Here is a 22785-nt window from a genome sequence, read left to right as displayed (position 1 = left end):
ATGAAATTACATGAGTTTAAACTTGCTCAGCTACAAGTGATTCAAGCTGAGTGTTTGGAAAAATTAGATATTTCTGAAAATCATCAAGTTCACCTGTTTTTAGAAGATGAACAGTGTTATTTAGAATTTGAAAATCACATTAATCCTATAGAATTGAACTCAACCAATTCTATTACAGCATCATCGGCAAAAGAATTAATTAAACAAAGTGGGTTGTGGTTTTTTACTAAAAAACAAGATACAACGCTATTTTTATCTGGTTTCATACCAGATGCACATACTTTTTTAGATCTAGATATTGCCATTGATGAAGCAATTACCCATGTACTCGCAGATGATGGGAAAATTGCGCAAAATGATGTTCAGTTTGCAATAGATTGGCTTAAAGAAGAGTTTTTAGTTGCTCTTGATGACTCCAAATTTATGGCGTTCTCCATTTTTTATACCAATCAAAATGAGCGTCAAATTTTATTAATCGGTCAAAATCATCAATTAGAAATTAATGAAATCCAAGGTTATTGGCAAGTAGATAAGATTAGTAAAAAACGACCTAGAGGCAATTATCGTTTAGTAGTTTTACAGGGTGAATTACAATTCAAAGATCGTTCAATCGCAAAAAGAATGGATAATTTGGCTCATGAAATTGCATTAAAAGAACATACAGCTCAACATGGGGACTATATTGAAGTTTGGAAGCAATATAGTAATGCTCAATGGGAAGACGCGGTACGTCGTGGCAATCAAGTTAATTACTTGAAATATTGTTCTTATGAAGAGGCACATAAAACTGGTTATTGGTATATTTATGTTGATGATCGTGAAAAATTATTAGATTTTGAAAAAAAATGGGATCGCTTAGATCGAAAAAAAGATGAGCAAGTACAATTAAGTTTGAATATTGCTGATTGGTTAGATAATCAATTGGATGTAAAAGAAACAGGCTTGGAAATTGAAAAAAAAGCTTGGTGCGCTGAAATCATCCATATTGAGCCACAGAATAACCGCATTTTGTTGAAATTCGCAGAAAAAAGAGATAGACGTCCACCGTTAGATCAGGATACTAAGCAAGGCTTTCTATACTTATCTATATTTGCGGTCAAAATTCAGCGTCAGCGACAACAAGAAGCGCTTAATTTAATTATCAGTCGCCGTAATCCTATGCCAAGCTTACATGGTCTCTTACAAGGGATAGAAGTTGAACAACCAGCTAGAAATTGGCGAAAAGAAAAATGGAAGAGCCCTAAAACCAAAGCGCTTTTTAAAGGTGGACGTCCGACCATTAAACAAAAAGAAGCCATAGAGTTAACCTTAAATAGCTCTGATTTGACAATTATCATTGGTCCACCTGGAACTGGTAAAACTCAGGTGATCACTGCATTACAGCAACGTATTAGTGAGTTATCTCATGAATCGATTCAACGTAGTATTTTACTCACGAGTTATCAGCATGATGCCGTTGATAATGTCGTAGATCGCAGTAATGTGATGGGGATCGCGGGCTTGCGAGTAGGTGGGAAAATTAGAAATGATGACGATGATCCTACTGGAGTAGATACAATTGAAAAATGGGCTACACCAATTCAGAAAGAGCTAAATCAGTTAATTCGGAACAATGACTTCATAAGTTTATACCGTAATCTAGAAGAACATTTACTTAAACTGCGTTTTGGTTCTACAGAGCAAAAACAAAAAAGTATCTTTGAAATACAAAATATCTTAGATCAACTTGCTGATAAATATAAAATTTATCTATCTCATGATTTAAAGCAATGGTGGGAGGAGTTTAAACAACCAAAACAATCATTGTCTATTGCAACAAAAATGATAGAGCTTTATCCGCTCATTTATTCATTGCGTACAAAAAATTCTAGTTTTATTGATGATGGTGTTCAACGCTGTCGCTTATTACTAGCATCCTTAAAGCTATTACAACAGCAAGATCAGAAACAAACAATTTTGTTAGCTGAAGAACAAAAGGTTTTAGAACAATTTATACATTCAAATATGAATGAGGAAATTGATTTTAGCCCATTAATAAAATTAAAAAATACACTTATTGATCGATGTTTGCCTGATTTTAGACCAACACATTTACAACGTTTATTAGATGAAAGCGACTGTCTAAAACTAGATTACATACTCAAAGACATTAATGATCAGGCTAAAAAGTTAAAAACCTTGGCACATTTGATGATTTTGGATAAATATCGTTATCGCTTAATGACCTCTACAGGTGATATTAAGGAAACGATAGCTCATTATACCGCTGTTCTTGCAGCAACTTGTCAGCAAGCTGCTGGTAATGCGATGCAAGATTTAAAAGCTATTGATAAGAACATTGTTTTTGAAAATGTGATTGTCGATGAGGCGGCAAGAGCAACGCCTTTAGACTTAATGATTCCGATGGCAATGGCTAAACGACGTTTAATTTTAGTAGGGGATCATCGCCAATTACCACATATGTTGGATGATAAAATTGAAAAAGAATTATCACAACAAGAAGACTGGAAAACGGTACAAAGTGAAATGCTAGAGCAGAGCTTGTTTCAGCGCTTAGTTGAAAATATGCAACGTTTAGAAGAAGAAAAACAACAACCTCAGCGGGTGATCATGCTAGATACCCAATTCCGTATGCATCCTATTCTAGGCGATTTTATTAGTAAAAACTTTTACGAAAATCATAAATTACCGCCGATTAAGTCTGGCAGACCAGAGACAGATTTTGTCCATGCAATTAGTGGCTATGAAGATCTCGTTTGTGGCTTCAAATGCATTCAGGATCAAAAGCAACAACGCTTAGGCACCAGTTGGCATCGGTCAACTGAAGCAGAATGGATTGCTCAAGAAGCAAAAAGAATTTTGGATGAAAAACCTGAATTAAGTGTCGGTGTAATTAGCTTTTATAGTGGACAGATTCAATCTATTTTTAAAGCAATGGAAGATCCTCAAGTCAGATTGACAGTTGGAAATAAAATTGCTGAAAACTATCGAATCATTTCGACTGGTAAAAATATAGGAGACGAACGCTTACGGATTGGAACGGTAGATGCCTTCCAAGGGAAAGAGTTTGATGTCGTTTTTGTTTCATTGGTACGTACTTTACCAAAAGATTTTAATGTCGAAGGTTTAGATGATCGTGAGAAAGATGAAGCACTGACACGTGCATACGGATTTTTGCGCGTAGATAACCGCTTAAACGTTGCGCTCAGTCGTCAACGTTCTTTATTAATTGTTACAGGGGACAAGGAACTCGTTGCACATCCAGCAACTCAGGAAGCAGTGCCTGCATTACCTGCCTTTTTAAAATTATGTGGAGGTCAGCATGGCAAAGTTTTCTAATCAATTTTTATCTTATTATGATGCTTTTCCAAAAGGTAATGCCGAAAAAAATATGGTTTTTTTGCCAATCTGGATTTGGAGAATTTGGGCACCTGTTGCCGGCAAAACAACGGATATTAATGTCTTTCAAAAGACTCTTTTAGAATTTTTGCATATTGGTCGGCAGGATCGTCAAGAGCTAGCAAATTGGATTGGTGTAGACGTAGAACTTGTTAACCTTATTATAGATACAGAATTAGAACCTCGTGGCTTGATTCAGCTTGATGCAAAAGATCAAAAAATTACGCTGACTTCTAAGGGCGTGCAGACATTAGATGATGAAATTGAGCGTACTGAAGATTTACAAGCCTACTATTTGGTACAGGATGCAATTACAGGGGAATTGTGGCATCGCTTAATTCCCAATGAGCTTGCATTGTTAGATGTACAAGAGAACAACTCAAATATTTATATCCAAGGAAGCCGAGATTCAGGTAAATCCATTAATGTTTTTCTAGTTGAGCCTAGAGAAATCAAGGAACCCCAAGCGCCGACACCTTATAAAATTAATCAAACGATTAAAAATCATAATATGGCTTTGCGGGGAACTTTAATACGTGATGATGATCCTAAAGGCAGATATTTAGATGGACAGAATCTTAAAAACTTCGAGTTTTACCCTCAAAAACCTGAAGCATTTTTCATTTTATCGCATTTAGATGAAAGTTTAGATTCCTCGCATGTTTGCAAGCTTGAAGATCCATGTCACGTATCTAAATATGATGAATGGATACAAAGTTTGCATTTCGATTTAGCAACTAAACATCAGGGTTTTGCTAAAAAAATTAAAAAATATTTAAAACAGGATATCGATAGTGAAGAGACAATAGAGGAGTTTGAAACTCGCTTATTGGAAGAAATCTCTTTTGAGCTGTCTGTGGATTTCCCATTTTCTGAACGTATTGAAAATCTAACCCAACATTTAAAAAGACTTTTAACGCGAAAGAAAAAATTGGAACAAACGGGTAATTACTACGATATCGATGACTTATTAAGCCAATGCCAAAAGGCGTTAGAAGCCTGTTTTAAACACATGCTATGTTTTTGGAAGCATAAACATGCAAACACAACACCTCTAAAGTTAACTTATGATCAATTGAAGACCATTTTAATATTACAAGTAGGGGAGCTTTTTCCTGGAGAAAGTTTGGAGAAGCTAAAAAAAGTTAATTCTGCACAGGTATATAGTGCGAATGGATATTCAGCAGGAAAATTTCCTGAAGTGAGAGTCTCTCTAAAACCTCTTATTTTTTCAAATCTATTATGTATATCAGAGTATCCACAACATCCCTTAATACGTCGTGATCTTTATCAAACTGATTTAGCAAAACTCATAGAAATTTGTGAGCGAAGAAATGAGGGTAACCATGATTCAGGCGAAGAAGTCGATATAACAACAGCATTAAATCTATCTGAATTTACTTTAGATTGGATTTCATTTTATACAGCAATTGAGGCGTAATATTTAAATGGCAAAAGCATCAAAAAAAGCGAATCGTTTTCAAAATAACGGCATACCATCGAGTCAAGTTGAGACGAAAGAAAAAGTTACTATTTCGCCTTTATTTCAGCAAATCACAGGTGTAATTGTTGATAAAGAAAAAGAGGATCTCTTGTTACGTGATGAAGTATTACGTCAGGAAGTGAATAATGCATTGCAAAAATTAGAATCCGCTCTAGAAGAATCACGCCTAATAAAAATCGATTATGAGGAAAAAGTAAAACTGCTTGCAGATGAAGATGAACGATTAATGACACAAGAAAATCGTTTACAAAAGCAAGAACAAGAACTCAAAATTTTAGAGCAAGATATCAATCTTAAAAAAGCTGAATTGATAGAAGAAAATAAAAAAGTTGCTTTAGATAAATTAAATCTAAAATCTGGTCAATTGAAATTACAACAACAATTAGTTGAGTTAGCTGAGGTTAAAGCTAATGCTGAGTTAGGTTTTGCGATTGAAAAACAAAAAGCGTTAGAAGAGAAGCGTGAGGAATTAGATCGACTTCAAGCTGAAGCATTAGATAAATTATCGGTCAATGCACAGCGCTTAGCAGAAAAAGAAAAAATGTTACTTGAATGCGAAGAGAATCTTCGTATAAAAGAAGCTGAAGCACTTGCTGGTTTTGTGAATCAGAGACGAGAAATAATTGAACAACAACAAAGTGAAATTGAAACCTTAAAAAATGAATGGCTTCAAGAGAAAGAGCAACAAAAACAAGAATTAGGACAAGTACAGCATCAGCTGGTTGTTAAACAGATTGAAATTGAACAAGAGCAACAAAAACTGCAAAATGATCAAGATCAGTTTGATGCGACTATTGAAGCTTTAAAAAATAGTATCCAGCGCGAATTTAGTGTGCAGGTCACCAAATTAAAGTCATCTAATGAAAGTTTAGAGCACAGTCATAATCAGGCCTTAGATGAAATTGATACTTTAACCGAAAAATTACAACAATATGCCGATTTAGAAAGACAGCTTGAAGGTTTAGGTGTACTTGAAATTCAAGAAGAATTGACTGCTTTACGAGAAAAAAATCGTGAATTAAGAATCAAGTTAAGTGAGCGTACAGAAGAAGGCTTAGAAGAAGAAAACGAACGACTAGAAGAGTTGTGTGATGATCTTGAATCACAAGTTTTTGATTTACGTCAAAAAAATAATGAATTGGAAGGTGAGCTGAATAACTCACGTTTAAGTGTCATGGCTAAACATCATTTACAACAAGAAAAACGAGTTCTAGAAGAACATAAGCGAGTTCTAGATACGAGTATTAGTCAGTTGCGAACACAGATTGATGATTTAGTAGAGAAACAGCAAGGCGAATTACCTTTTAAAAGCCTTAGTGAAATGGATCAGATTTTCCGAAGTGAAGCGAGAGGACTGCAAGTTGTACCAGAGCTTCAACGATTTGTATCAATCATGCAGTCAAATATTGCTAAACAAAAGTTTTACTACAGCCTAAAAGACATTCGTTTATTTATTGCTGGTTTAGCGATGAGTAAGCTTCATTTGCTCCAAGGTATATCAGGAACAGGTAAAACCAGCTTGGCCCGTGCATTTGCGAAAGCGATTAACAATGCAATGGGGGAAGATCAAGAAAAATTATACTGTGAGATTGTCCGAGTACAAGCAGGATGGCGTGACCGTGAAGATTTATTAGGTCACTTTAATGCATTTGAAAAACGTTTTTATACCAAGGAGGCTTTGCAAGCATTATACCGTGCTCAACAGCCAAAATTTAAAGATACTTTACAGATCATTCTGTTAGATGAGATGAATTTATCTCAGCCTGAACAGTATTTTGCTGATTTCTTATCGTTGATGGAAACCCCAGATCGTGCAGAAATTAATTTGTTAGATAGTGCGAATGACAAAGCACCAGAACTCTTTGTCAATAAACGCGCTATTAAAATTCCACAAAATGTATGGTTTATTGGCACAGCCAATCATGATGAAACGACAAAAGAATTTGCAGATAAAACTTACGATCGTGCTCATGTCATGGAAGTTAAACGTAGTGAAGAAGAAATTGATATCACGAATGCCAACACAGAACAGTATTCATTTACCTCATTAATTAAAAGTTTCGAACAGGCTCAAAACAAGCATAAAGCTGTGGTGAAAAATATCTTTGTACAATTACAAAATAGTTTGCTTGAAGATGCTTTGAAGGTGGTCAATGTAAGTTGGGGAAATCGTTTAGAACGCCAAGCATATAGCTTTATTCCTGTATATATCGAGATGGGTGGCTCAGTGTCAGAAGCACTTGATCACCTATTTGCAACTAAACTGTTCCGTAAAGGGAAGGTCACCGGTCGATATGATACTCGAGCAGAGAAAATTGAAGACATTATCTCGTGTTTACAAGAAGTTTGGTCAGATCTAGGGTTTACGGGCGAAAAGCCTATGATGAGCTTAGAGTTACTGAATCAAGATGTTGAGCGTTTAAAAGGTAATCTATGAAACTTATAGATCGACTTACGCAACAATCTTTACAAGCAGAGGAACTATTGCATCTTGATGCAATAGTTCCTGAACGGTATGTTCTAGAGCAGGATGTGCAAATTCAATCTGTGATTTTACCAAAATTCAGTTTCTTATTCGCTGATGGTGGTACAGTTCGATTGAATTCAAATAAAACGCTACATACGTATATACCTGATATCACACTGACCATTACTGAATCGATCAAATATATTAGTGAACTTGTTGAAACATGCTGCATTAATGAGTCTTTTCAGAACTTACCAAATCCGCTTGTACCAAACAGTGTTTTTGATTCTGAAACTCAATTAAAGCCTTTAGAAAAAATGCTCCAAGATGTGATTGAAAAAGGTCACTTGCATCATATTGCTTACAATCCTCGTATGGACATGCGTTATGACGAAGAGCTTGTTGATGTCAGCCGTGCGAAAAAAATCTCAAATAATGCACATCGTTATTTGGCAGGGCATTCAGAAACTTGGCAACAACGTAGCCTGGTAGGGATTCGGCCGAAAAAAGTGTTGGCCAAAGTGAGTGATGATGAACTGCTGATTTATGAAAATAAGGTATTTGCGCAGTTACTCGATAAATTAAGATTTTATGTGGCTTCACGTTTAAATGATTTGGTCGAGCAACAAGTTAACCTTCAAGCAGCTTTAAGCTTAGGGGATGCTTCAGATACCTATTATAAACTGAGTCATGAGTTGTGTGAGCTTTGGGCAGAAAATCTGACAGCAGATGAAACTGAAAATATTTTGTCTCAACTCGAAGAAACGATTCTTTATAATCAGCAGCTACTATCAACGATTAAAAAACTTCAATCTTCAGGGTTATATGTACAGATTCCACCACCGCATCGTAAAGTGGCTGATCAACTGCATAAAACCAATATCTTGAATTATGATCAACATTATCGGCACTTAAATCGTTTATGGTCAATGCTGTATGAACAAAAAAATAAAACACCAAGTTTTAAGGAAAAAAAAGAAAGCTATTGGAAATTTCAGCATGATTATGTTGAAAAGTACAGCTTACTCATTATTCTAAAAGCGTTCTCTAGCTTAGATTTTCAGATTCATAAAATGCGAGATCAAAGTTCTACCTATTCACTTCAAAGAGGCGGTTTAGATTTTACTTTGAAATTGGATGAAGAGCTGAAAATTTGGAAAATGAGTTCACAAAGAGATGTCTTAAACATTGTCCCAATAGCCAATAATATTGATGAACGTAGCTTAGAAGAATTAGTGCATGATTCAAATCTCGTCATTTTTGCATTAGGTACTGAAGAAGCATCTAATCAATTCAATCGATTAGTTTGGGTGAATCCGTTTAATTTTGAAGCTGTAGAAAAATTGATCGTTATTGTGTTGGAGTGGATGCATAAACCGATATTGCAATCTTATTCAAAAGCTTTGCCACTTGGTAGAGTTCCTCAGTCTGTTAGAAATGAACTTAGTTTACACGCTTATATTGTGCATCAAGATGATCAAATACAATTGATCAATATGCTCAGTTCACAGCAGTTAAGTACTTTAGAATCCGTATGTATATCAGCAAATACGGCGAATATTTATCAAGTGATTCGAAAGCAACATGATGATTACCTCAATATTACGAATTGCCCGATTTGCTTATCTAAGGCAAATTTTGAACCACGATCATCAAATCAAACTTTTATTGCTGAATGTACAAATCCGGAATGTGAGGTGAATTACAAACTGGTCAGTGATGCCAATCAAAATAAAGAGTTTTATTTACAGGCTCCTGGAGAATGGAGAGATGGTGGAAGATGGAAATTAACTTTCAAAGTGTAATGGTGTTAGAAGTATATGCACGTAAAATCAAGTTTTGACTTGGTAGAAAGTGGTTTACCTATCTATATATCCGTAGATTCATGTTATTTTTAACATAATGATTTTATAAATAAATTAAAAATGAGGGCTGTAATGCAATCTCAGAATTTTGAGTTTTTAAGAGAAAAATTCCCACTTTTAGCAGACTTAGGTGCACTTGCTGAAGCAGTGATTTACACAGATCCGGGGAGTGCCACGACACGTTTGCGATCTTTTGCAGAAGAAGTAGTTAAGTCTATTTATGAGTTTGAATCACTGCCTCGCATTGCTAAAGCGAACTTTGCAGATTTGTTGTTTGCATCTGATTTTCAAAATAGTATTACGCCATCGCTCTTGTATAAATTGGATTACTTAAGACAACAAGGTAATTTGACAGCGCATGGTGCCTTGGGTAACCAAAAAACTGCTTTTGCCTGTTTAGGTACAGCCTTTGGCATTGGGCAGTATCTGATGGTGAACTATAAGAAAGTATCTCTTGAATCTTTACCAGAATTTAAAAATATCGAAAAGATCTCTGCGACTGAAAAAGAACTAAATTTACAATATGAAGAGAATCAAAAGTTAAGGGAAGAACTAGATCGAGAGCGGTTAAAGAATCTGAAAGCAGAAACGATCACGACTGAACTCGCTCAACAAAAGCGTGCACGAAGCACGGATGTTGCTCAGAGTTTAGAGTGGAATGAAGAAAAAACCCGTAAATTTATTATCGACAATATGGTTTTAACTGCGGGTTGGGATATTACGGATACCGCACAGGTTCAACTTGAATTCCCTGTTACGATGAAAGATGGTAAACAAGGTTATGTTGACTATGTGTTTTTCGATTTAGAAGGCCAGCCGATTGCTGTTCTCGAAGCAAAGAAAACCAGTGTCAGTGTGCATCAAGGTCGTGAGCAAGCACGTCATTATGCTGATGCTTTAGTGGAAATGGGCTATAAACGTCCCGTGATTTTTTATAGCAATGGTTACGAAACTTATATTTGGGACGATGCACGTTATAACAGTTACCGCCAAATTTATGGTTTTTATAGCCGTGATAGTTTGGCAAATTTACGTTTCAAACATCAATTTGCCAACAAAGAGTTAGAGAGAAATAACCCTGATTTATCGATTGTTGAACGCTCGTATCAGATTGAAGCGATTAAAACATTAAGTCGTAAATTTCAGGATCAAGGTCGTAAGGCTTTAATTATTCAAGCCACAGGTACGGGTAAAACCCGTGTCGCGATTGCATTAGCAGAGTTGCTGATTCGAGAACATTGGGCACAGCGTATTTTATTTTTATGCGACCGACGAGAATTGCGTAAGCAAGCTGATGATGCTTTTAAAGACTTCTTGGGGAGCGAACCACGTTGTGTAATTGGCGATACCAATAAAGTACCAACAGATTCACGTATTTATATTGCCACATATCCGGGAATGATGAATCGCTTTGCACAGTTTGATGTAGGGTTCTTTGATTTGATCATTGCCGATGAAAGCCATCGCAGTATCTATAATCGTTATAAAGATTTGTTTGATTACTTCGATGCCTTACAAGTAGGTTTAACTGCGACACCTGTGAAATTTATCAGTCGAAATACCTTCCAAATGTTTGACTGTGCCAATACACAACCGACATTTGAGTTTGGATTAGACAAAGCGATTGAAAATGATCCTGCTTACTTAGTGCCTTTCAAAGTCAAAGATGTCACTACCGAGTTCTTACGTGAAGGGATTCATTACAATCAACTGTCTGAAGAGCAAAAACAACAGCTCGAAGATGACCTTGGGGTGGAGATTGCTCAACAAACCACGATCAAGGGAAGTCAGATTGGTAAGAAGATTTTTAGTGAATCAACAGATACGCTTATTTTAGAAAACTTGATGGAAAATGGCATCAAAGATGCCAATGGCAGTTTGATTGGTAAAACCATTATCTTTGCACAACGTCAGGATCATGCTGAGCATTTAGAAAAACTATTTTGTAAGCTTTATCCGCAGCATGGCGCGCGTGTATGTAAGGTGATTCACAATAAGATTCATCAAGTCGATCGACTCATCACGGAGTTCAAAGAACCAAATAATGATTTCCGTATCGCAATATCTGTAGATATGTTGGATACAGGAATTGATGTGCCTCAAGTGGTGAATTTGGTCTTTGCTAAACCTATCATGTCATGGGTGAAGTTCTGGCAGATGATTGGTCGTGGTACACGACTTTGTCCAAATCTATTTGGTGAGGGTAAAGATAAGAAAGAGTTTTATATTTTCGATCATTACAGCAACTTTAAATATTTTGAAGAAGAATATGAAGAGCCGATCGATGTGAAGTCGATTTCTTTATTACAAGCGATGTTCCTTGCACGTTTAGATTTTGCTAAAGCGGCTTTAACTCATAGCAATATTGACGGTTTTGAGATTTCAACCAACTTACTCATGGCGGATATTAATGATTTGCCAAATGACAGCATTACCGTCAAGAAAAACTTACGTGTCGTGCATCAATTACAACAAACCCAGTTGGTCAAAGAATTTAGTGCAGCGACACAGCATATTCTATTGGATCAAATTGCGCCGTTGATGGATGCACGTGTATTGAAAGAGAAAGAAGCGATTGCTTTCGATAAGCTAATTGCACTTACACAAGAAGCGTTGATCCGTAAATCGAGTGCTTATGAAACCTGTAAGGCTCAAGTGCTTGCGGAAGTCTCGTCTCTTGCAGTTAATATTCAGGCGGTGCGACAAAAAGCAGAATTGATTAAAGCAGTACAAACACAATTGTATTGGTCTGAAATTACAGTCAGTCAGCTTGAGCACTTACGCCTAGAGTTAAGACTACTCATGCAGTTTAAACAAGCTGGAAATACCATAGGGGGGATGTGGGCAACACCAACCACAACAACCTCAGATGGTGAAGTGCAAACTGTCGAAAAACAGGTGAAACTCAGCAATAACGAAGCAATGCTTTACCGTAAGAAACTTAAAGAAATTTTAGATCAAATGATTGAAAGCAATACGGTATTACAGAAAATCCGTCAGCAACAACCTGTTGAGGAAGGTGAGTTACAGATGTTGACCTCGACAGTCTTATCTGCGCATCCAAATATTGAAATTGATGTACTGAATAAGTTTTATGGGCGTACAGCGGCTGAATTACATCTGACCATACAAGACATTGTCGGATTAGATCCTTTAGCTGTTGAAAAACACTTTAGAGAATTCTTGCACAAGCATCCGCAACTCACAGCTCAACAAGTGCGGTTTTTAATTTTATTGCAAGATCAAATCGCTAAAAATGGCGGGATCCTGATTGATAAATTATATGAGGCGCCATTTACAGGGGTTCATCCACTAAGTCTTGATGGTCTGTTTACACCAGATGATGTGACAGATTTGATTCATGTGATGAAGCCTTTTGTTAAAAAACAACCACCTGAGCAACGCATTGCTTAATTAAACTGCCTTGATCAATTAAACTGATAAAAACTCTGCTGTTATTGGAAATACTATGCTGACTGGATCTATTCGCAACGATATCGATAAACTTTGGGAAAAATTTTGGACCGGAGGCATTACCAATCCATTAACAGTAATTGAGCAGATCAGTTATTTGATGTTTGCTCGTATGCTCGACATGCATGAAGACATTGCAGACAACAAGGCAGCAAAAGGTATAACGGTAACGGGGCGTTTGTTCCCACAAACGCCAGAAGGTCAGATGCTCCGTTGGAAAAATTTTAAAAACTTGAGTGGTTCAGAGTTACATCAGCATCTCAAAAGCAAAGTTTTTCCATTTTTTGCAGAGTTAGGTTCAAAAGCATCTGAGCAAAATGCGCTAGGTGTCAGCAGTATCGGTGACTACATGCAGGATGCCGATTTAGAAATTAAAAATGAATCGGTATTGGTCTCTGCGGTGAACATGGTCGATGCCTTGCCATTAATTCAAAGTGATGTGAAAGGGGATATTTACGAATATCTACTCAGTAAACTCACTACAGCAGGGATTAACGGTCAATTCCGTACACCACGCCATATCATTGATGCCATGATTGAGATCGCAGATGTTCAACCGACGGAAAACGTGTGTGACCCTGCTTGTGGTACAGCCGGATTTTTAGCACGTACCCGTGAATATTTAAACCGTCAGCATTCAAGTGAATTTGGTGTTGTTGTCGATGAAGATGGCAATAAAAACTATCTTGGTGATTTGCTCACGCCATATATGGATCATATTAACCATGATATGTTCTGGGGCTTCGATTTTGACAGCACAATGCTTCGTGTTTCGAGTATGAACATGGCATTACATGGCGTGACTAATGCCAATATTTTGTACCAAGACAGCTTAAATAAGTCGATTAAAGCCAATTACCCACAACAAGAAGAAAACTTCTTTGATGTGATTTTGGCAAATCCACCATTTAAAGGCAGTTTGGATGAATCCAACATCAATCCACCTTTATTGAAAATGGTGAAAACCAAGAAAACTGAATTGTTATTTGTGGCACATATTTTACGTGCCTTAAAACTTGGTGGCCGTGCGGCGGTGATTGTGCCAGATGGTGTTTTATTTGGTTCTTCAACGGCGCACCAACAACTGCGTAAAACCTTAATTGAAAATAACCAGCTTGAAGGCATCATTAGCTTACCAAGTGGTGTGTTTAAGCCTTATGCAGGGGTAAGTACTGCTATTCTGCTATTCACTAAAGGTGGCTCAACTGAACGTGTGTGGTTCTACGATGTTCAAGCGGATGGTTATTCTTTAGATGATAAGCGTACGCCATTAAAAGGTGAGGGGGCAAACGACTTACCTGATGTGATTGCGCAGTGGAAAGCGTATCGTAAGCTTGTGTTGGCGAATGCCACAGCAGAGGAAATTACAGCGCAATTTGGCGATAAATCGAAAAAAGCCTTTGTGGTCGATGCTCAAGAGATTATTTCAAATAAGTTTGATTTTTCGATTAACCGCTATAAAGAAGTCGTCTATGAAACGGTTGAGTATGCTGACCCGAAAGTAATTTTGGCTGAACTCAAACAGTTAGAAAATGAAATTCTTCAAGGGATGAATGAGCTTGAGGAGTTACTTAAATGACCTATGATGTGATTGAGATTGGCAATTTAATGCTGAGAAAAGGTGGCTCAGTAAATCCCCTTAAATTTCAAGATGAAACTTTTGAGTTATATAGTATTCCCTCATACGATAAACAAGAAACTGAGATTATCAAAGGAAAGGATATAGGCTCCACCAAACAAATTGTACAGTGCAATGATGTAATGATATCGAAGATTGTTCCACATATACGTAGAGCGTGGGTGGTTAATGAGTCAAAAGGATATCGACAAATTGCATCTGGTGAATGGATTGTATTTCGTAGCGAGAAAATTTATCCGAATTATTTAAGACATTTATTGATATCAGATTTCTTTAATAAAAAATTTATGGAAACTGTCTCAGGAGTGGGTGGATCTTTATTGAGAGCTAGGCCTGCTTTTGTTGGTAAGATTCTAATACCATTACCACCATTAGAAGAACAACGCCGAATTGCTTCAATTCTGGATAAAGCCGATGCCATTCGCCAAAAACGTCAGCAAGCCATTGCAAAGTTGGATGAGCTATTGCAAGCCACGTTTATTGATATGTTTGGTGATGAATCTAATGACTACAAAGGGATTGATAAAGTTAATCTCCTTGACAAAGTTGATTTCTTAACAGGTTTTGCTTTTAAAAGTAATGATTTTAAGTCTTCTGGAATTAAGCTCTGTCGAGGTATTAACGTTTTAACTGGATATCTTGATTGGAACTCAACTGCTTATTGGGATTCATCTGAGCACGATAAATTTAAGAAATTTGAGTTAAAAAAGGATGACATTGTGATCGCAATGGATCGTCCATGGATTTCATCTGGTTTTAAAATTTCTATGATTGGCGAAGAAGACAAAGATATTTTGTTAGTTCAGCGTGTAGCAAGATTAAGGTCTAAAGAATCTAGTTACTCAAACTTTATATATCATTTACTTGATAGCCATAATTTCAAAAATCATTGTAATGTGACGGAAACAACGATTCCGCATATTTCACCCACAGATTTCAAAACTTTTTTAATTCCTGATGCATCACAATCGCAAATTTTAAAGTTTGATAAATTTGCTAAGGCTGTAAGAGCTCAAAAGCAAGCGATGAGAATTTCTTTAGAAAAGAGTAATGATTTTTTTAATTCATTACAGCAAAAAGCATTTAATGGAACACTGTAAAAATATTTAAACGGTAGAGCAATGAAAATAACCAAAATCTCGCTAACAAACTTTCGTGCATTTAAGCAGACTCAAACCATTGAGTTTGCACCTGTGACCTTACTTTTTGGTCCAAACAGTGTGGGAAAAAGTACCGTACTCAAAGCATTGTTCTATGTACAGCAAATCCTGTCTAAAGGACAGTGCAACCCAATGTACTTGGATGCTTTGAACAAAAAGTACATTGGTGGCTTTGAAAACCTGGTGCATAAGCGAGATCTGGATACCAACATTACTCTTAAGATTGAATATGAGAAGGGTGATGCGATTGGGAGTAGCTACGTTCACTTAGCTGACATTTTGGGGGATGTAATTGATCTGCAAATGGGTAGCCCAATTATTGATGCGAATAAGGTTGCAATTGAATTTGAAATCAGCTGGTCAAAATTTGAAATAACAGCCTATATCAAAACCTATAAAATCTGGTTCGATGAGAGTCTGATCGCGGAAGTCAGCAGTACATCAGGTTCTAAACAAGCCTTTATTACGGCTTTAAATTATGCTCATAAGTTACTGCAACCACTTAATCAAGCTGAATGGATTGAAGCCGTAAAAGAAGCAGGAGGAGAGATACATCCATTTTTAGAGGGTGTTAATGCTGAACAGTACTATAAAAAAATTGAAGACAGCATGCATAAAGAGCCAGATATTGATTTTGATGAGATAGATTTTGATGAGTCGGAATTATTGTATTCAACATCTGACTCTGCTTTCCTGAGCCAATTTCATGAGATTCTAAATGAAGATGCTGATGATTCTCTGTCAGATAACATGTTTATGTTAGACAGTGGCTTTGTCGGTATCCATCAGCCTATTGGGATTGATGTTTTACAAGGTGCTTTACCTAAGCTAGGTCAAAAACTCAAGACATCATTGGATTTAGATGATTCTAAATTAACCGAAGTTGTTAATGAAATTTTGTCAGATGTCGTCGTAGCACCATTAGATAATTTACTTTCAATATTGAATCAGAGTCTTTGTATTGGCCCAATCCGAAAAATCATTGATGCGAACTATCAGCCTTTACCGTATGTAGAACAGTCAGATTGGTATGATGGCAGTGCTGCATGGAGTAATCTTCTGAAGACTGATTTCGCTGACCTTAGACGAATTAATAGTTGGATGGTGGATGAGGATAAACTTAATTTAGGTTATGGCATTAATATTAAGGTTGAAAGTATCTTTAGTCAGTTTAAAAATGTAGATAACTTTAGTAATGTTCGTGAAATGTTTAAAGAACTAACTAACAGTATTGATACAAATGAGACTGATGTAAATTTAGTTTTCGATATGATGACTAAAATTTTAAAAGGTAATGCGAAAGCAAAAAATCAATTGAATCAGATGATAAAGTTGGTAAAACATGATACGAATACTCTTAATGAGAATTTGAAAACGATTCATTCTAACGGACCTGAGTTTATTGACGCATTTTTAAAATTATTAAAACTGGTAAAAGACTATGTAAATATAGGTCATGTATCTTTGACAGCACGAAAAGCGGTTCTAATGGATTTATTATCGCGTACTGAATGGATGATGAGAGAAGAGATTTACAAGGAAGAATTATCAACTTTAAAGAAACTTAAAAAATATTTAGAAGCTCATTTAGAGTATCCAGATCGAGATTTGGAAGGACATGAATTTGAAGCCAAATCTTTAATGTTAGATCTTGGCTTAATAAAATCTGAAAGTAGAAGAATAGATAATCTAAGCTATACGATTTGGGATTATAAAAATGATATATCAGTTCTTCCAAATGAAATTGGTACTGGCGTATCTCAGTTAATGCCTCTAATCGTTGCTGCTATTAATCAAAAGGGTGGTTTAGTGGCATGTGAACAGCCAGAGCTTCATTTGCATCCACGAGTACAGGTTGCCATTGGTGATTTGTTAATTCAAAACACTGAACATGTAAATTACCTGATTGAAACGCATAGTGAACATTTGATCTTGCGTCTGCTTAAACGTATTCGTCAAAATACCGATAATGAATTACCTGAGGGTTTCAAGGCATTTACTAAGGAAGAAATTGCAATTAACTATCTAGAACCTTCCAAAGAAGGAGTAAAAGTTAAAAAAATCCGTATAGATGATGATGGTGAATTTAAAGATCGTTGGCCACAAGGCTTCTTTAGTGAGCGAAAAGACGAGCTGATGTGATGATTAAAGAATTTGCATTAGATCCTACTCTATTACTGCATTGGGCAAAAAGTGCTCGTGATTATCATGAGTTCCTTAGAGAGTATGGACGCGGAACTCCACGCCTTATCAGTTCATTTCCAAAAAAGAAATTCTCTAAGCTAAGGTCATATTTGATTGAAAAATCTGATTGTCTAGAAAATGAAACTGCAAAGTTACGTTATGTTGAAATGGTACAGGCATTAGCTGAAGGATTAGTTTGTAGAAGTAGTGAAGTATCTTCAACTAGTGATTGGTATGATCTGGTGCAGGTAGAAAACCAATTGAATCCATTTGATACTATTTTATCGTCCAAAAAAATTAATATCGACTCTGCAATAAGTCTAGAAGACATGTATGATTCCACACTCTGGAATCTACCTTCTCAGTTAAATATCAAGAGAACGCAAGAAGAATTCTTAAATAATTTAGATAGCTTTGTAAAAACAACAACGGAACATTTAGTATTTATCGATGCCTTTTGTTATCAAAACAGGGCAATTGATATTATTGCTAAATTAGTTAATAAACTTGAACAAAGGAAGTCAAAAGAGCTTATACCCAAAGTTCTGGTATTTTATAGATCGAATCAAAACTCCAGAAATGTACATTTCGTTAAAGAAAAGATTCTGGAAAAAATTAACCCTGAGCTTGAAATCGATTTAAAAGTGAGTGAACTTCAGCCATTAGCTGGGCAAGATGCATTTCATAATCGTTATCTTTTAAATGATTGTGGAGGAGTTCTATTGCCTTATGGTTTTGATTTGTCTGATGAAGATTGTGAAACCGATGAAGCTATTATACTGTCGAGAGAAAACTATAATAAAAGATGGGAACAATTTGTAGAAAATCTGAGTTTTAACTTGGTGAATCAGGCTTAGTTTAGTAAATGAGATAATAGTTATTGAATGAAAGCTCATTATCTAGAAAATCTTACTTTAGGGGTATTTCCACAAAACTTTATATGTTTTCTAAATTCCTTATAAAGAAAATAGGATAGGGGGCCACACTTTACTGTCCGCTCCCTTATATTATAGATGTAGAAATAACTACAAAAGAGGCTTTTTATATAATTATTCATTAATTAGATAGTCAAACTGTGACGCACTCGATCAAAGTATGAATTAAAAAATCAAATAAAAAATATATACTTAAAATATAAATTTAAGTTCTGAGATCAGAATGAGTCAAGAGTCATCAAAGGTCATCACTCGTCAATGGATGATTATTCAGTTTTTATTAAATAGTAAATATGTGAGTACAACTGAGATCGAAAAACATCTACTCAGTAAAGGTATAGTGACGACTCAGCGAACTATTCAAAGGGATTTAAATTTATTGGAAACATTATTTCCTTTGGAGTGTCGCCGTGATTGTATGCCTTATAGTTGGCGATGGAAAAAAGTAGAACAGTCGGTCAAGGGGTTGAGCTTGTCGCAGGCCTTAATCTTAAGGCTTGTAGACGATCAGTTGAGTGATATTTTACCTGAGCATACACAGCAAGAATTATTACCATTATTCCAAAAAGCACGATTGATTACATCAAATGCTGTTTATGAAGAGGATGAAGCAAGCCTTCTTGATATTTTGACTAAAGATCGAAAGCGAACAGTTGGATTAGTGCAGTCTTCGATTACTCAGGAATTGGCTTTAGGGGTTACTCATAAAGTCACAAAAATTTATAAAGATATTTTTAATACTGAAGATCGTGAAATCAAGAAGTACTTAAAAACATTAAGTACATTACTTGAATCACATGAAATGCCAGAATTGGCAAATGCTTTAAAAAATTAATTTTACGAGAGTTAAAAAAGATGTTTAAAACACAGCAAAATATACAAGCACATATTCCAGAACTTGAAACGTTACTTCAAAAATATGATTTATCTGTTGAGCCACTTATTCAGCTAAAATCAAATGTTGAAAATTTTAAAGTTCGTGTTCCTTTGATTGGGGCATTTAGTGCTGGTAAATCATCTTTGATCAATGCTTTGATTCAGAGGAAATTACTTTGTGTAGAAATCGACCCTGCTAGTAATTTGGCGACTGAAATTAGTTTTTCAGAAGATGAAACCATTAAAGGCTTTAAAGCGAATAACTTTGTTAAAAATTTGACAGCACAAGAATTAAAAGACCAAGAGTTCTTAGATCTGATGCCTGATGGGCATATTGAAGTACAGCTCAACCAAGCATTTTTGCAATCTCTTCCTCATTTATGTTTAGCAGATTTACCGGGCTTAGACTCAAAATCCGATGCCCATATGCAAGCAATCCATCATTATTTAGGGCGTAGTCTGGCATATGTAATTACCGTAAGTAGTGAAGAAGGAACATTAAAAGACAGTATTAAAAAGTTTCTAAAAGAATTAGCACTGCATAAAGCACCTGTTGTAGTGATTATTACCAAAAATGATAAAAAAACACATGAAGAAATAGTCGCGATTAAATCGCAAATTAGTGAACAAGTACGATCATTATTACCTGAAGGTAATTATCTAGATGTTGTATCTGTGTCTTCCAAAAAGAAAGATATAGCTGAAGCCGTTGAAGCATTTCAAAAATTAGAAAACTTGAGTGAAATGCGATTTAAAGAGACGGTTGTACCCCAATTCAATCGAATCATTGATGATATTACATCACATTTAAACATTCTCTTGAACCAAGAAGATTTAGATGCAGATGAATTGAAAGAAAAACGACAACAACTGATTGATGAGACAGAAAGTTTTAAGCAGAAACTTTCTATTGAATATCAAAAGATGAAAGAGCAGGTTCCTTCAGTTTTAAATAATGTGGTCGATCATATTCGAAATCGCCTGTTAGGTGAGACGGATCAATACGCAACGGCTTTAATAGGGCAGAATAATATTGAGAGTGATTTAAGTTACAGTGTAAGAATGGCTTTAACTGAAGGTATGGATCGCTACTTCAAACCTCTGGTTGATAAATATGTCCATCGTATAGAAACAGATTTACCTAGTCTTATCGTTAACCAAAATTTTCATTTTGAACAAGAAAAAACTGGCAGTGCCGTGTTTGATCTTGGTTTGACTGGAATCACAGGAATTTTAGCCTTTGTATTAAAGAGGTTCCCGTTAGCAGCTATGATCTTGCCTATGGTTACATCTATATTTAAAGCATTTATGTCAGACCATAATCGTGACCAACAAAGAGCAGAACAGAAAGAAGCTGCACGTGATCACGTTCGAGGAAAAATTATTCCGCAAGTGGTTGAGCAAGTGCAAATCAATTTAGGTGCTATTTTGCAAGAGCAGCTTCATACCGTTAATCAGCAGGTAGAAGATCAAATCAATAATAAAGTCACACAAGCTCAACACTCAATTTCTATGTTAGAAGAACAACTTAAGCAAAATGCTGAAGAAAGAGCGGTGCTACATGCAGCATATCAAAGTGATTTAACAATCATTCAAAATATGCAGAAACAATTAGAATCTTAAGGAATAGACATGAATAAGCATGTAGAAATCACTCAAATGTATGAAGATTTGAAGCAATATTTTAATAATAACCTAGAGCTTTTGAAAAAAGGGAGTGTTTTAGCTCATGACCAAATAGGTTTAGATTTTATCCATGAAATGGAGAATTTTTATAAGTTTTGTATGTTACCTGAACTTGCAGATAAGGTGATTGTTGGCGTTGGTGGTGCATTTAGTGCAGGAAAATCTAGTTTCTTAAATGGTATCTTAGGTCGCAAAGTTTTGAGCGTAGCGATTGATCCAACGACATCTATTCCAACTTATTTGATACATGGTGAGCAACAAAAAATTGAGGCTGTGCTTAAAAACTCGCAGCAATTAAATTTGAGTTTGGAACAATTCAAACACTTAACGCACCATGCTGAACAAGAGTTACATGAATTAGCAGCAAATATTGATTTAATTTTGTTAACTCAACCTGAGCAGAGATGGCCAAATTTAGCGTTTTTAGATACCCCTGGCTACAGTAATCATGAAAATATTGAGCAAGGCCTGTGTGATGCACATATTGCTAAAGTTCAACTTAATGATGCACAGTGTTTAATTTGGTTGGTCTCAGCCGATCAAGGTGTTATTTCTCAAAGTGATATCGATTTTTTAACAACAATTCGCTCAGATATTCCTAAATTAATTGTGATAAGTCGGGCTGATAAGAAATCACCTGAGGATTTAACAGAAATTAAAAAACTTACTCAATATACTTTAGCTCAGCATCAGATCGAGGTAGTTGATGTATTGGTACTTTCTGCAAGGCAACCTGAAAAATTTGATCGCCAGTTATTGGATGGTTATCTCACTCAATGGAGCTTAAATAGCCAAGAATCTCGTATTATCGAAAACTTTAGTGCGTATTTCGATGCAATGAAGAAACATCTTGCAAATAAGGAGGGAGAAGTAGAGATAGAGCGATTTCAAAGAAAATTATTTGAAAAAATTTATCAATTGGCGGTTTATGCAAATATCGATATTGAAACGCAATGGCAAAACTATTTAGCTGTACAAGCCAAAATTGAGCAAGAAAGGCAAGATAAGTTAATCGCATATCAGGCTGAACTGGAACGTGAAGCGTTAAAAATAGAAGAAGAGAAGCGTCTGCAACGAGCTAAGCATGAACATGAAAGGGAAATGCTAAAAGCCCAAGACTTGATGGCCAAAGCAGAGCAACTTAAACAGCAAGTACAAAAAACCGAGCGCCGTAGTTTGGAGCATATTTTAGAAGATGCTCAGGATGATATTAGTCGGCCGAGTGCTGGTATTTATGTCATTGATGATATTTACAGTATCCGTAAAAAAACGGAAAAAGCCATTAAGTCTTATGCTTATGAAGGCGATGGTGAGTATGGGAAATATAATGATGATCCTCTCGTACTTGTTGACACGACAACCTTATTTAAAAATGCAGAGAATGGTCTGTATCTGACATATTCAGAGTTGTACTGTAAAGACATGCTATCAAAACGCTTTGTTATTCGTTTAAGTGACATTCGAAGTATTCGTTTCGATCAGAATGATTCTAAGCTCAATATCAATGGTACGGAAGTATTGTATGTGCCTCAGGATAATTTAAAAGCACCTATGGTGAATCTAGTCAACGCATTGAAAAATTATATTGAGCAGTAA

At 35.8% G+C, this 22785-nt stretch carries 12 protein-coding genes; all 12 read left to right on the top strand.

Translation table 11 applies throughout. The annotated features are described in order from the left end of the window. Positions 1 to 3339, top strand: a complete 3339-nt coding sequence (locus NI468_RS04765) for a DEAD/DEAH box helicase (protein WP_253100307.1) — start codon at positions 1 to 3, stop codon at positions 3337 to 3339. Next, on the top strand, positions 3323 to 4840 hold the full coding sequence (locus NI468_RS04760) for a hypothetical protein (RefSeq protein WP_253100306.1): 1518 nt from the start codon (positions 3323 to 3325) through the stop codon (positions 4838 to 4840). Before NI468_RS04765 ends, NI468_RS04760 begins: the two co-directional genes overlap by 17 nt. 7 nt (positions 4841 to 4847) lie before the next feature. Continuing rightward, positions 4848 to 7340 (top strand): AAA family ATPase, encoded by a 2493-nt coding sequence (locus NI468_RS04755; RefSeq protein ID WP_253100305.1) that lies wholly within the window; start codon positions 4848 to 4850, stop codon positions 7338 to 7340. After that, entirely contained in the window at positions 7337 to 9175 is a 1839-nt protein-coding gene (locus tag NI468_RS04750) for a hypothetical protein (protein ID WP_253100303.1), read from the top strand. Before NI468_RS04755 ends, NI468_RS04750 begins: the two co-directional genes overlap by 4 nt. A gap of 132 nt (positions 9176 to 9307) precedes the next feature. After that, on the top strand, positions 9308 to 12649 hold the full coding sequence (locus NI468_RS04745) for a type I restriction endonuclease subunit R (protein WP_253100301.1): 3342 nt from the start codon (positions 9308 to 9310) through the stop codon (positions 12647 to 12649). A gap of 55 nt (positions 12650 to 12704) precedes the next feature. Beyond that, positions 12705 to 14288, top strand: a complete 1584-nt coding sequence (locus NI468_RS04740; protein ID WP_253100300.1) for a type I restriction-modification system subunit M — start codon at positions 12705 to 12707, stop codon at positions 14286 to 14288. After that, on the top strand, positions 14285 to 15448 hold the full coding sequence (locus NI468_RS04735; RefSeq protein ID WP_253100298.1) for a restriction endonuclease subunit S: 1164 nt from the start codon (positions 14285 to 14287) through the stop codon (positions 15446 to 15448). The genes NI468_RS04740 and NI468_RS04735 overlap by 4 nt, the downstream gene beginning before the upstream one ends. Before the next feature lie 21 nt (positions 15449 to 15469). Continuing rightward, positions 15470 to 17650, top strand: coding sequence for an AAA family ATPase (locus NI468_RS04730; RefSeq protein WP_253100296.1), 2181 nt, complete (start codon positions 15470 to 15472; stop codon positions 17648 to 17650). Continuing rightward, positions 17650 to 18549, top strand: a complete 900-nt coding sequence (locus tag NI468_RS04725) for a hypothetical protein (RefSeq protein WP_253100294.1) — start codon at positions 17650 to 17652, stop codon at positions 18547 to 18549. The genes NI468_RS04730 and NI468_RS04725 overlap by 1 nt, the downstream gene beginning before the upstream one ends. Positions 18550 to 18850: 301 nt before the next feature. After that, complete coding sequence (locus NI468_RS04720) at positions 18851 to 19462, top strand: hypothetical protein (protein WP_253100292.1); 612 nt, start codon at positions 18851 to 18853, stop codon at positions 19460 to 19462. A 20-nt stretch (positions 19463 to 19482) separates the two neighbouring features. Next, positions 19483 to 21126, top strand: coding sequence for a dynamin family protein (locus tag NI468_RS04715; protein WP_253100290.1), 1644 nt, complete (start codon positions 19483 to 19485; stop codon positions 21124 to 21126). A gap of 9 nt (positions 21127 to 21135) precedes the next feature. Then, positions 21136 to 22785 carry a dynamin family protein gene (locus NI468_RS04710; RefSeq protein WP_253100288.1) on the top strand — a complete coding sequence of 550 codons (1650 nt, stop codon included), beginning with the start codon at positions 21136 to 21138 and terminating at the stop codon, positions 22783 to 22785.

It is taken from the genome of Acinetobacter lwoffii (assembly GCF_024129355.1).
Taxonomy (GTDB): Bacteria; Pseudomonadota; Gammaproteobacteria; order Pseudomonadales; family Moraxellaceae; genus Acinetobacter; species Acinetobacter lwoffii_I.
Note: the sequence above shows the minus strand (reverse complement) of the source record. Positions and strands in the feature narration are given on the sequence as shown.

Excerpts from the sequence above, each read along its gene's own strand:
- NI468_RS04725 (WP_253100294.1), top strand. The coding sequence starts at position 17,650 with ATGATTAAAGAATTTGCATTAGATCCTACTCTATTACTGCATTGGGCA.
- NI468_RS04760 (WP_253100306.1), top strand. The coding sequence starts at position 3,323 with ATGGCAAAGTTTTCTAATCAATTTTTATCTTATTATGATGCTTTTCCA.
- NI468_RS04735 (WP_253100298.1), top strand. The coding sequence starts at position 14,285 with ATGACCTATGATGTGATTGAGATTGGCAATTTAATGCTGAGAAAAGGT.
- NI468_RS04715 (WP_253100290.1), top strand. The coding sequence starts at position 19,483 with ATGTTTAAAACACAGCAAAATATACAAGCACATATTCCAGAACTTGAA.
- NI468_RS04745 (WP_253100301.1), top strand. The coding sequence starts at position 9,308 with ATGCAATCTCAGAATTTTGAGTTTTTAAGAGAAAAATTCCCACTTTTA.
- NI468_RS04755 (WP_253100305.1), top strand. The coding sequence starts at position 4,848 with ATGGCAAAAGCATCAAAAAAAGCGAATCGTTTTCAAAATAACGGCATA.
- NI468_RS04720 (WP_253100292.1), top strand. The coding sequence starts at position 18,851 with ATGAGTCAAGAGTCATCAAAGGTCATCACTCGTCAATGGATGATTATT.
- NI468_RS04740 (WP_253100300.1), top strand. The coding sequence starts at position 12,705 with ATGCTGACTGGATCTATTCGCAACGATATCGATAAACTTTGGGAAAAA.
- NI468_RS04730 (WP_253100296.1), top strand. The coding sequence starts at position 15,470 with ATGAAAATAACCAAAATCTCGCTAACAAACTTTCGTGCATTTAAGCAG.
- NI468_RS04750 (WP_253100303.1), top strand. The coding sequence starts at position 7,337 with ATGAAACTTATAGATCGACTTACGCAACAATCTTTACAAGCAGAGGAA.
- NI468_RS04765 (WP_253100307.1), top strand. The coding sequence starts at position 1 with ATGAAATTACATGAGTTTAAACTTGCTCAGCTACAAGTGATTCAAGCT.
- NI468_RS04710 (WP_253100288.1), top strand. The coding sequence starts at position 21,136 with ATGAATAAGCATGTAGAAATCACTCAAATGTATGAAGATTTGAAGCAA.